The 10,734-nt window shown below is 41.5% G+C and carries 14 protein-coding genes; 8 read left to right on the top strand and 6 right to left on the bottom strand.

All coding sequences use genetic code 11. The features are described 5' to 3' along the window. Window positions 1-65 precede the first annotated feature (65 nt). The 8 genes from DW657_RS15085 to DW657_RS15055 all read left to right on the top strand — a co-directional run bounded on the left by DW657_RS15085 (window position 66) and on the right by DW657_RS15055 (window position 6,864). The gene (locus DW657_RS15085) at window positions 66-836 is read left to right on the top strand and encodes a hypothetical protein (protein ID WP_147381970.1); all 771 of its coding nucleotides are present in this window, start codon (window positions 66-68) and stop codon (window positions 834-836) included. Between the two features lie 20 nt (window positions 837-856). Next, the gene (locus DW657_RS15080; protein WP_118313265.1) at window positions 857-1,750 is read left to right on the top strand and encodes a FimB/Mfa2 family fimbrial subunit; all 894 of its coding nucleotides are present in this window, start codon (window positions 857-859) and stop codon (window positions 1,748-1,750) included. Between the two features lie 25 nt (window positions 1,751-1,775). Further along, a complete protein-coding gene (locus DW657_RS15075) occupies window positions 1,776-2,669 on the top strand; it encodes a fimbrillin family protein (RefSeq protein WP_118313264.1) in 894 nt (297 codons plus the stop codon). A 22-nt stretch (window positions 2,670-2,691) separates the two neighbouring features. Continuing rightward, complete coding sequence (locus tag DW657_RS15070; RefSeq protein WP_118313263.1) at window positions 2,692-3,633, top strand: fimbrillin family protein; 942 nt, start codon at window positions 2,692-2,694, stop codon at window positions 3,631-3,633. An 87-nt stretch (window positions 3,634-3,720) separates the two neighbouring features. After that, a complete protein-coding gene (locus DW657_RS15065) occupies window positions 3,721-4,617 on the top strand; it encodes a fimbrillin family protein (RefSeq protein WP_118313262.1) in 897 nt (298 codons plus the stop codon). 3 nt (window positions 4,618-4,620) lie between these two features. Then, on the top strand, window positions 4,621-5,946 hold the full coding sequence (locus tag DW657_RS15060; RefSeq protein WP_118313261.1) for a hypothetical protein: 1,326 nt from the start codon (window positions 4,621-4,623) through the stop codon (window positions 5,944-5,946). A 290-nt stretch (window positions 5,947-6,236) separates the two neighbouring features. Next, window positions 6,237-6,380, top strand: coding sequence for a hypothetical protein (locus DW657_RS17950; protein ID WP_153082491.1), 144 nt, complete (start codon window positions 6,237-6,239; stop codon window positions 6,378-6,380). Then, window positions 6,367-6,864: a DUF6169 family protein gene (locus tag DW657_RS15055; protein ID WP_118117046.1), complete on the top strand. Its 498-nt coding sequence runs from the start codon at window positions 6,367-6,369 to the stop codon at window positions 6,862-6,864. The genes DW657_RS17950 and DW657_RS15055 overlap by 14 nt, the downstream gene beginning before the upstream one ends. A gap of 94 nt (window positions 6,865-6,958) precedes the next feature. On the opposite strand, the gene DW657_RS15050 is transcribed toward DW657_RS15055, so the two are convergent. From DW657_RS15050 to DW657_RS15030, 6 genes are all read right to left on the bottom strand, one after another. Further along, window positions 6,959-7,261 (bottom strand): hypothetical protein, encoded by a 303-nt coding sequence (locus DW657_RS15050; RefSeq protein WP_233547124.1) that lies wholly within the window; start codon window positions 7,259-7,261, stop codon window positions 6,959-6,961. A gap of 230 nt (window positions 7,262-7,491) precedes the next feature. Next, window positions 7,492-8,448: an Rpn family recombination-promoting nuclease/putative transposase gene (locus DW657_RS15045; RefSeq protein ID WP_118313260.1), complete on the bottom strand. Its 957-nt coding sequence runs from the start codon at window positions 8,446-8,448 to the stop codon at window positions 7,492-7,494. A gap of 211 nt (window positions 8,449-8,659) precedes the next feature. Next, entirely contained in the window at window positions 8,660-8,959 is a 300-nt protein-coding gene (locus DW657_RS15040) for an ATP-binding protein (protein WP_118313259.1), read from the bottom strand. A 332-nt stretch (window positions 8,960-9,291) separates the two neighbouring features. Further along, window positions 9,292-9,522 carry a hypothetical protein gene (locus DW657_RS15035; RefSeq protein WP_367400161.1) on the bottom strand — a complete coding sequence of 77 codons (231 nt, stop codon included), beginning with the start codon at window positions 9,520-9,522 and terminating at the stop codon, window positions 9,292-9,294. Between the two features lie 34 nt (window positions 9,523-9,556). Then, window positions 9,557-9,661, bottom strand: coding sequence for a smalltalk protein (locus tag DW657_RS17945; protein ID WP_153096588.1), 105 nt, complete (start codon window positions 9,659-9,661; stop codon window positions 9,557-9,559). A 72-nt stretch (window positions 9,662-9,733) separates the two neighbouring features. Beyond that, window positions 9,734-9,964: a hypothetical protein gene (locus tag DW657_RS15030; RefSeq protein ID WP_118313258.1), complete on the bottom strand. Its 231-nt coding sequence runs from the start codon at window positions 9,962-9,964 to the stop codon at window positions 9,734-9,736. Window positions 9,965-10,734 lie beyond the last annotated feature (770 nt).

Here is a 10,734-nt window from a genome sequence, read left to right as displayed (position 1 = left end):
GGTGGATACTTGTCCTGTAATTGGAGATAGATCCTTACCTTTACGATAAAAAACAAATGAATGATATGGCAAATTATTTGACAACAAAAAATCGGTTACTGGTTGCAGCACTTGCTTTAATTCTTCCATTTTCTTTCGCGAAAGCAGAAGCAAGAGAAGATGGAAAGACCGGTCAGCAAGGCTGGTATGTAGGAGTAGAGGGTGGAATGCCTTTTGGTTTCTCTACTTTCTCAAGTTTCGGACACGACAAGACGCATCTCGGTTGGGCTGCTGGCTTATATGGTGGCTATCGTTTCAACTCCATATTCTCGGCAGAATTATCTGCCAAGTATGGAGAGATGAACTTGTCAGCACAAGACTGTTGCGTAGAACGTAACTATTGGTTGGGTAGCGACGGTGTGCTTTACAAGGCAGGTGTCTTAGGTATGAACAGTTGGGAATATGCTAATCTGAAAAGCCATGTCAGGATGGGCAGGTATGGGGCAAGAGTGAACGTTCATCTCCTTGGGCTGTTCCCTCAAACAGCTAACAGCCGATGGGATTTGGCTGTTTCACCTCATATATATGCAGTAACTACCAAGGCTGATATTCAGACTATAGCCGATGATGCCAAGGTGATGAAAGGTTCTACAAACTGGCATTTGGGTTATGGTGCAGACTTGCAGGTTGGCTATCAACTGAACTCATGCTTAAAACTTGGCATCTATTCCGGTTTGACCCGTCTTACTGGCAAACGTGTGGATGGAATGCCGGAGCATCTGCATAAGAACAACTTTGTTTGGGAAAGTGGAGTAAGGTTGGGATTCAGCTTACCTTTCAACAATCATCAACAGTAACCCATAAAACAAGATAGAAAATGAAAGCAAAAAGAAAATTTAATATTTGGTTATGGGTGCTGTTATGCGTCCCATGCCTGTTGGCAAGTTGTGACCATAATGTTCATGACGGTGAGGATGAGGGTGGTTTGTCAGTATCGCTCACTTGGGCAGATGAAGCCGACCAAGGTACGGAAGTGAAGGACGTGAAACTCTGGATATTCAATGCCGATGACGGTTCGCTTGTAGAGGAAAAACATTATGGCAGTGCGCAGGAGGTGGCAAGCCAACGCTTCGCTCTTCCTGAAGGGCATTATCAGATATTGGCTATTACCAATCTTATAGAGCCATTCTTCACCACTGACCAGACCAGGGCTTTGACTAATTGGAACAATATCCAGATAGGCTTGACCAATCCTAAGGATGTGAAGCATAATGCTTATTTCGGAGTTGCCGACGTGAGGATAGACAACAAGGAAGGCAACTATGTGGTGCAGAATCCTGTCAAAAGCGTGCTTGCCGAACTGACCATCATCATAGAGAATGTACCTAAAGGCACAGAAATGAGTGGTAAGGCATTAGATGCAGCCTGGTGTCTGTTCCCTACACAGAAGAATGGTGATGGCGACTATGGGTTGCCGAGCATAAAGCCAACGGAAGTGGAAATACCTACTATCTTGGCTACTGAGTCAACCCTGAAATCGGAAGTCATTCGGCTGATGCCGACCATACAGGGAAGCCCCGCCTCTCATGTTTATCTCCGCCTCTTGCTGCCTAACGGGACCTTGCAAGAGTATGACATCACCGCTCCTGCGATGAAGGTTGGAGGAAAGTATGAGTTGCGACTCAACTACAACCAAATGCAGCCAAAGATGTATCTGGAAGCTACCATCAACGGTTGGACGAACCTCAACAATGAAGTAGAAATAAAATAATAATAACTTTTAAAATATTTATAATATGAAAAAGATGACTAAGTTTTTCGCCCTTGCACTCTTGGCAGGTGCAATGGTTTCATGCAGTACAGAAGACACCGCACCTTCTACCCAGAACGATAAGGTAGCCGTGCAGTTTACTGGTGGTATCAGCGTAAACACCCGTGCTGCTGGTGTAGCTTGGGCTGATGGTGACAAGATTGGTATCTTCATGACAGAAGCTGGCAAGACACTCTCTGCGGATGTAATCAAAGAGGGTGTTGACAATGTTTGCTATCAGTCAAATGGAAGTATAGCCTTTTCACCTGTTTCTGGTGGTAAGACTGTTTTCTTCCCGATAGATGGAGATGTGGACTTCTATTCTTACTATCCACAGACCACTGTCAATGACTACAAGGTTGCACTTGATGTAACAGACCAAACGAAACAAGAAACTATCGACTTCATGTATGCCAAGACAGAAGGCTGCAACAAAGCTACGCCACAGGTTGACTTGACGTTCTTCCATAAGTTAAGCAATCTTATTTTGGATGTTCAACCAGGTAACGGTCTCACGCAAGAAGACCTTAAGAAAATGACTGTGACAGTGAAAGGCCAGAATACCAAAGCCACTTTCAATCTTGTGGATGGAACTATCTCTGGTGAAGAAACTCCTGCGGACATCACGATGAAAACTACCGAAGCTGGCAAGCTGTATGAGGCAATCCTGCTCCCTACAGAAGAAGCAAGCCGAGTGATAGAGTTTGACCTCAAGAATGGTTACGACGCTCCTTTTGTATGGACAATGCCTGTAAAACTTGAGGGTGGCAAAAGATACCACTATACAGTAGTAAAATTGAGTCGTTCTGCCGTAGATATTTCTGGAACCATTAAGTCTTGGACAGAGGCAGGAGACAATAATGAACATATAGCACAATAACAACTCTTAAATAACAAGATATATGAAGAAATTTAGATTCTTATACATTGCTGCCGCAGCATTGCTGTTTGCTGCTTGCGCTAACGAAGAAGACGGTATCGGCAACAATGGTCCTGTTGCTGCTACCGTACAGGCGGATATTTCCAACAATATCAAAACCCGTGGAACTGCAGACAACAACAGCTGGACAGCAGGCGATGCCATTGGCGTAAATGTCACATCAACAGGCAATACAACAGGAGACAACAAAAAGTATGTAACAACAAATGGGGATGGTACTTTTGAAGCTGCTGACAATGACAACATCATCTATTTCAAGGACAACAAAGAGACAACATTTAGTGCATACTATCCTTATAGCGAATTCTTAACTGATGGTAAAATGAATTGGAATATAGCTGAGGTAGAAGCAAACCAACCTTGTAAGGCTGATGTACTTTTTGCCTCAGGGGCTACTGCAAGTAAAGCATCTCCAACTGTGAATTTTACAGATGCAGAACATCGCTTTAAGCATTGTATGAGTTTGGTTGAATTCAAAATTAAGCCAGGGCAGGGTGTCAAATATAACAATTATAAATTCAATAGCTTGAATATGAAAGGAATATTTACAAGCGGTAAATTTGACACAAGAACAGGTTCGGTTGAAACTGCTGGTGACAGAGCTACTCTTACTCGTGTTTTTAATGATGTACCTTTTGAAAGCGAAGAAAGTTTTGCTTATATCATGTTGCCGCAAAGCCTTGAAAGCAATAAAATGGATATAGAGATTTACTTGTTGTTGAATGATAGCGAAGTAAAATACACAACCCCTATAACACCATCCACCAATGGACAATTTGAAGGTGGCAAAAAATATACATACAACATAACTGTTAAAAATACGGGGATTACTATAGAAAAAGCTAATATAGTTCCTTGGGAAAATGGTGATTCAAGTGATTTAGACGCAGATATAGATTTGTAATGATAAATTAAGGTACTGAAAATAGGGAATACAGGGTTAGTGAGCTTGGCCGCTCACTAACTCACTAACAATAAAAAACTGAAGATTATGAAGACGATAAAACAAAGAATTTCCTATGCGGTAATGGGCCTTATGGCTATGGGCTTTACAGCATGTACGCAAAATGAGGATATGGCTCCTACGCTGAAAGGGCAGGAAATCAATGCCACTTTCTCTGTTGGAGGTATGCAGACTCGTGTCAATACATTGGGACACGGTAACAATTGGGAGGATAAAGATAAACTAAAAGTAAGTATATTTACGGATTCTGAGTATGGTAGTACGACTGTTCTTTCTTTTAATGGGGAAACATGGTCTCGTGCAGGAAGTTTTCGTTGGTTAAATGGATACGAACAACATACTATTTTGGCTGTATATCCATCTGACACGGATTTTGGGAAAGAAAATCTACAGTATGATTTACAAACAGACCAAAGCAGCGAAGGTAATTTGAAAAACGCTGATCTCATAACTGGATATTGGCACGATATTCCTAGGTCCTATTATGTAGATATTCCTATGAAGCATCGCATGTCGCTGGTCACGATAGTATATCATGTTGGTACTGCGGATTATCCTGATATGGATATTAGTGAACCACAAGTGTATTCAAAAAACAACAGTGTTAGATTTTTTAGCGACCCAGACCAGGGGAAATTTGTAATGGGTACACCTTCTGGCAATCCTGATTGGGTAAAAGCCTGTAAGCATGACGATGGTATGTTTTCTGCAATCGTTATCCCTGGTTCATACAAAACTGACGAGATTTTCGTGAAATTCAAGATAGGCGACAAAAACTTCCATGCAAAAATGAGGTCAAATACGGAGTTTCAAGAGGGCCATCGCTACACCTACAAACTCGATGTAGGAAAAGATAAAGTGGAACTAACCCGAATCAGCATAGATAATATGACTGGATGGACAAACGAAGAAGAACTCAAATAAACAATGGAGGATATAACTATGCGCAAGATATTTCAATACATCATGCTGGCAGTCGTTACAATAGTAATGGCGTCATGCACAAGTGATATAGAAGAAACAACCGCAACAACAGGCAAGAGCAACGTACAGTTGGTTGTTGGTGAATTTCCGGCATTCGGAGATTCACAGACTCGTGCTATTGGTACACCAGATGAAGGCAAGACTTCATGGGCTGAAGGAGATGAACTACTTTTGGTGATAGACAACACCTTTTATGGAAAACAGTATGCAACTTTTACATATAATGGCAAGAGTTGGAAATTGACAAGTGGTGAATTGGTTTATCGGGAAGGAGACCCTGCATACATACCTCATGTATATTATGCCCCTAATTACAAATGGGAAGCTGGCAAATTAGTTTTGAAAGAAGGTAAGGTTGCTGGAACCGATGAATATATCGAGGGAAATGCAAGAATCACTGGTAATGATGAGACTATAACCGTTTCTTTTGCCGGAGCAACACGCAAATATTCACGTTTGCGTATTGCAACTCTACCCAATGAGCAAATAACAGTTGATACCGAAGATTTCACTCCTGCGGGCAGCAGCGATATGGAACAGAACGGAAATTATACACTTACTTCGGATGAAAAGGGCAATGCCTATTTATATGGTAATTTTGTAACAAATTCCCAATTCACTGTGAAATATGAAGAAGCTCCTTTGGCAACTCATACATTCTTGCAAGCAACAGTAAATGCTAAGAGTTATGCACTGGATGCTACTGTTGTTTCGCTGACTGACGAAGGTATCACTTACTATCAAATTGTGGAAGACGTCAAGAAGGAATTGGATGCGGGCAAGACTTACATCAATCTCATTCTTGCTCCCGATGTGGATGAAGAAACATTGGAAGCAATACATAGCGGACTTCTAGAAGGAGATGCAAGGGATGGGAGTATAAACCTTACTTTGATAGGATGTAAGAAGATTCCTTCAAGAGGATTTTTGCATTTTGACATGCTGAAATCCATAGCCCTCCCAGATGTTACAGAAATCGAGGGAAAAGCTTTTTCAAATTGTACAAAACTTCAAAAAGTAGTTTTAGGCAATCTTACAAAAGTATATGGCAATGTCGGAAAGAATGGTATCTTTGATGGTTGCAGAACCAAAGACATCGACTTGGTTTTGTCAAAAGACCAGAAAGTTATGAATGGTGGCGAAACCGAAGGTGGGTATTGTTGGACTGCTGATATTACTAAAGATTATAGTGGTAGCGACGAACATAATGGAAGAGTATTCCTCGATTATGACTTCCAGTCTATTACATGTGGCTATCCAGTTCCTTAATAAATACAGATTGTTTAACTCCTAAGCTGGGCAGGAGTATAAGTTGCCCAGTAAACATATATTCACCCGCACTTCATGGGAAACGACAAGGGTCTATATGCCACGATGAACAGGTGGCGTATAGACCCTTCATCGTGTCTTGATACCTGTTGGGTGGATGATATGGCTGTGTGGGCAGTGGTTTTGAAATCCTAACTTTTCCCGAAACTTTTCTCCCGTTTTCTTTGCACTTTCAAAATAAAAGCTTATCTTTGCAACCAACAAGAAGTAGAACTTTAAAATGAATAAGTATGGCTTTAAAAATTAAAACTCGTGAAGAAGCAATTGCTGTATTACGAGATATGGTTAGACGTAAAAAAGAAATGGAAGCAAAGGCTCAAATAGACTTTGCTAAAGCACGAGAGGAGGCTGCAGACTGTTATGCATGCCTTTAACTTAACTCGCCTCAATTTTCATTCTCCTTATAAGGTCTGGATAGATAATGGATCATATAAGTTCTTAACAGATTATGGTGTTCAGTATCGAATAGAATTTGTAGAAAACAATAATATTTGGGAGGATGAAAAAGCGTATGAATTCGGCATTCTCAATGAAAACAAGAAGAATTCTCCTAACGATTCTAAAGTTAAAGCAACTATACAATGTATTATAGAGGAATTCTTTCTTACGAATCCCGATATACTTCTATATCAATGTGAAACGGGTGATAGCAGACAGGCTATGCGAGCTCGCCTTTTTACCAGATGGTTTAACGAATTCGATAAACGAGATCGTTTTTGTGTCAAGGTTTCTATTCTTAGGGATGAAGAAGTTGACAATTACATAGCCATTATAGTTCAAAAGAGTAATCCTAAGTTGAATGACATTCTTCGAGATTTTGATGAGTTTATCGGTTTCTTTGATACAAAGCCCGAATAATAGTAGTAAATCTGCAATTAACTTGGTTGACAAGGGTCTATACACCTCGACAAAAGGGCGTATAGACCCTTGATTATATGGTGATATTCATAATCTACATCTCCGCTTTCAGCAGCTTTATCTCCTCTGCCGTCAGCCCCGTCATATCCATGATAGACGCTTCATCCATACCCTTTGCCAGCATCTTTCTGGCAATCTCAAGGCTTCGCAGGGACATGCCTTCAGCTCTGCCTTCTTCTCTACCTTTCTCCATACCTTTTTCTATACCTTCCTTCATACCAATTTCCTTACCCTCAGCTATGCCTTCACGCTTAGCGGTGTCTACGGAATTCTTGATGTCGCGATATGCCATCTTGCTGGCTTCAAAGCTGATATATCTTTCTTCTACCTGCTTCATAATCATCTGTATTAAAAATCCATGCCGCAAAGTTACGGTTTTATTTTCATATCTGCAAGAGATTTCTGGGAAAAGTTGCTGAAAAAGTTAGGAACCCACATATTTTATGTTATAAGGTAAATATCTGTGTAAATCTGGGACAAAGGTCTATATGCCACGAAGAAAAGGTGGCGTATAGACCCTTGATTATATGGTGATATTCGTAATCTACATCTCCGCTATTCTGTTTTTTATGAATTGCTCAGATTCTTAATGATTTCCAAAGGTAGCTGGGTTGCTTTGGAAACCTGTTCGGCAGAAAGTCCCATTGCCAACAAACGTTGTGCGGTTTCTGTGTTGGCTTCATGCTTGCCTTCTGCTCTGCCTTTTTCCATACCTTCCGCAAGACCTTCTTGCTTACCTTTCGCCATACCTTCCTTCATACCAATTTCCTTACCCTCAGCTATGCCTTCACGCTTAGCGGTGTCTACGGAATTCTTGATGTCGCGATATGCCATCTTGCTGGTCTCGTACTCCCTCATTTCCTGCGGAGTAAACTTGGCTATCTCGGCTTCCTCGAAGAGACGGTCGAAAACCTTGTCGCACAGTTCTTTAGGGCGCTGGGTAAGCTTATAGAGGTTCTTCAGAGCATAGAGCCACTTCTCGTAGAGCGTATCCAGTTCTTCCAGGGGTTTGTTGAACTTGGAAATCTCTACATAAATATATTCGAGCTTGTCGTAAAATACTTTGTGGGTAGCAGTGTCGCACAACTGCACATGATGGCGGATTTTCTCCTTGTCGAATGCATCCTCGTTCATGCTGAAGTTGAGCAGGGCAACGGTATAGATATGATTGAGCTTGAAATCCCACTCATTCCCCTTGGGCGCCTGTTCTCGGATAGGGAAGGTGGAGTAGAAGAGGGCGCGATCCTTGAAATACGTCTGGTACGCATTCTGCATTTCTACGATGAACTTCTCACCGTTTTCGCCCTCGCAATATACATCAAAGATGGCTCTGCGGTCGGTATAGACATCTCCGACGTGCTCTGGATTCAGATACTTCACGTCCTTCACAACCTGTCTGCCATTAAACAAGCTGTTAAGGAAGCAAATGAGCAAATCCTTGTTTATTGCTGTTCCAAAAATTCGCTTGAAACCGAAGTCGGTCAGCAAGCTGATATATCTTTCTTCTACCTGCTTCATAATCATCAATATTAAAAATCCATGCCGCAAAGTTACGACTTTATTTTCATATCTGCAAGGGATTTCTGGGAAAAGTTGCTGAAAAAGTTAGGAACCCACATATTTTATATTATAAGGTAAATATATGTGTAAATCTATGACAAGGGTCTATATGCCACGATGAAAAGGTGGCGTATAGACCCTTGATTATATGGTGATATTCGTAATCTACCTGGCATCAAACCAAAGTAGTCATTTTCAGAAAATCTCGCAGATGAATGTGCTTAATGCCATCAATATTGGTTTGACTGTAAAGCCTATCCATAGAAATCACGTATTTGGGATGACTGTCTTTTATCAATTTCAAATTGCCGAATTCACGCTCTACCGTTTCCTCAGAAGCCAGCAGATAGGTAACTTGCACATACGCCACACTATCCGCTTTCTCGGCAACAAAATCAATCTCAGCCTTATACATCTGACCAACATATACTTTATACCCCATCCTGCACAAATGGATATATACAGCGTTTTCCATCACCTTTTCGATATCAAAACGCCTGTTGCCACCTATAATATGATTCCTGATTCCCAGGTCTTCGAAATAGTCTTTCTAATATTTTTTGTTTCATACGAGTAAAACTTTTCGCAAAGATACCCTTTTTGTTTCACATAAGTAACAAAAACGATAGATTTTTTGTTTTTATTACTTATAATTAACAGGTTTGGTACACATTGTGCCTCACGGGAAGCGACAAGGGTCTATATGCCACGATGAAAAGGTGGCGTATAGCCCCTTCTTACTTTCCGGTATCCTTGATACTCCCCCAACCTGCCAGAACATACAGGCTGGGAGAATTTCATGAGATGCTATGAAGCCAGCAGAGGCTGAAGCTTCGTGGCATCGAAGCAGGGACAGGCTTTCTGCATGCCCGGCAAATCGCGGTGACCCAGAATGGTCTTGATGTCCGGAAACTCACGGTGAAGACGGAGGATGAGAAGCTTCATCGCCTCCTTCTGGGCTGGCGTGCGGGTATCAGAAATGCAACTGCTCCAGAGTGTACCGGTGATTGCAGCGGCTACCGCTGCAATGCACCACAATCATATCAATCTTTCTCATAAGCCGTCCTCCTCACTATAGGGTGCAGGATGATACACCCAGTGCCCCAAGCAGGGCGGTTAATACTGTCACCACAAACTTGATGACCTCGTTCAGTGTCTGTCTCTTCTTTTCTGTCATACGCTAAAGATTTTAAAGATTTAAATGAATAAAATTAAATGATACTTACCATAATGCCATGATGCAATGGTTCTACAAATTTACATTGTCACCATCAGAGCCTTCACCATCAGTACTGCCGCCTGTTGTACTGCCGCCTGTTGTACTGCCGCCCGTTGTACTGCCACCCGTTGTACTGCCACCAGAGGTATGCTCGCCGTCGGTAGAAGAATCGCCACCTGCAGAACTGTCGCCAGAAGTATTCTGCTTCTTGCTGGCAGCCTTCTTATGTTCACTTTTGCACTCTTTTATCAGGCACGCCAATCGCTCTTAGGAAAGAAAAGAGTCGTTCATAGGAAAGATGAGTATCGCTCATAGGAGCGACAGACCACGCTGATAGGAATGATGGGTATCGCTGATAGGAGCGGCAGCCACCGCTGATAGGAACGAGGGCTATCACTGATAAGAGAATTTTAAACCATAGATATGATTGAGTAATCTTGCAGAAAGATGAACTTTTGCACTAGCAGGGAGAAGCGTAAGAAAGCAGTACTAGCAGGGAGAAGCGTAAGAAAGCAGTACTAGCAGGGAGAGGTTTAGCCACTACCAGGGTTTTTCACTCCTATTAGAAAGAGGATCTACCACTATCGAAGATAGGACAATATTCATAAATATCTATCTATCAAGCTATTATATAGTTATTTTTCTTAATATACTATACCCATATAGCTAATAGATATACGATTTATACTTAGAAGCACAATGCGTAATGCGCAAAAGAAAAAGTTTTTTTTCAAAAATAACAAGTAAAATCCTTACAGGGCATTATTGTGTCCGATTAATTCGATTTGAATTATCGGCACGGATGCGAAGTAAGGTTATGAAGTCGGGGTAGAATGTCCTAACTAGTCAATATATGTTGACCTATTCTCCCCGAAAGGTGGAATGCTGACTCCTCCCGCCAAGATAGTTGCAGAATATGCTTTCTAAAAGATGCAGAAAGAAAAACTTTCTGAAATGTTTGGAAGTTACAAAAATTCAGCGTATCTTTGCAGAAGATTGGCGGCACTCGGCAATTTGAAAGCAAGCTTTCA

The sequence above is a fragment of the Prevotella sp. AM23-5 genome (assembly GCF_003473645.1).
Taxonomy (GTDB): domain Bacteria; phylum Bacteroidota; class Bacteroidia; order Bacteroidales; family Bacteroidaceae; genus Prevotella; species Prevotella copri_A.
Note: the sequence above shows the minus strand (reverse complement) of the source record. Positions and strands in the feature narration are given on the sequence as shown.

What these genes read in the sequence shown, in the direction of transcription:
- DW657_RS15055 (WP_118117046.1), top strand. Translation starts at nt 6,367, where the DNA reads ATGCATGCCTTTAACTTAACTCGCCTCAATTTTCATTCTCCTTATAAG.
- DW657_RS15040 (WP_118313259.1), bottom strand. Translation starts at nt 8,959, where the DNA reads ATGGAAAACGCTGTATATATCCATTTGTGCAGGATGGGGTATAAAGTA.
- DW657_RS15070 (WP_118313263.1), top strand. Translation starts at nt 2,692, where the DNA reads ATGAAGAAATTTAGATTCTTATACATTGCTGCCGCAGCATTGCTGTTT.
- DW657_RS15060 (WP_118313261.1), top strand. Translation starts at nt 4,621, where the DNA reads ATGGAGGATATAACTATGCGCAAGATATTTCAATACATCATGCTGGCA.
- DW657_RS15085 (WP_147381970.1), top strand. Translation starts at nt 66, where the DNA reads ATGGCAAATTATTTGACAACAAAAAATCGGTTACTGGTTGCAGCACTT.
- DW657_RS15080 (WP_118313265.1), top strand. Translation starts at nt 857, where the DNA reads ATGAAAGCAAAAAGAAAATTTAATATTTGGTTATGGGTGCTGTTATGC.
- DW657_RS15045 (WP_118313260.1), bottom strand. Translation starts at nt 8,448, where the DNA reads ATGATTATGAAGCAGGTAGAAGAAAGATATATCAGCTTGCTGACCGAC.
- DW657_RS17950 (WP_153082491.1), top strand. Translation starts at nt 6,237, where the DNA reads ATGGCTTTAAAAATTAAAACTCGTGAAGAAGCAATTGCTGTATTACGA.
- DW657_RS15050 (WP_233547124.1), bottom strand. Translation starts at nt 7,261, where the DNA reads ATGAAGCAGGTAGAAGAAAGATATATCAGCTTTGAAGCCAGCAAGATG.
- DW657_RS17945 (WP_153096588.1), bottom strand. Translation starts at nt 9,661, where the DNA reads ATGACAGAAAAGAAGAGACAGACACTGAACGAGGTCATCAAGTTTGTG.
- DW657_RS15065 (WP_118313262.1), top strand. Translation starts at nt 3,721, where the DNA reads ATGAAGACGATAAAACAAAGAATTTCCTATGCGGTAATGGGCCTTATG.
- DW657_RS15075 (WP_118313264.1), top strand. Translation starts at nt 1,776, where the DNA reads ATGAAAAAGATGACTAAGTTTTTCGCCCTTGCACTCTTGGCAGGTGCA.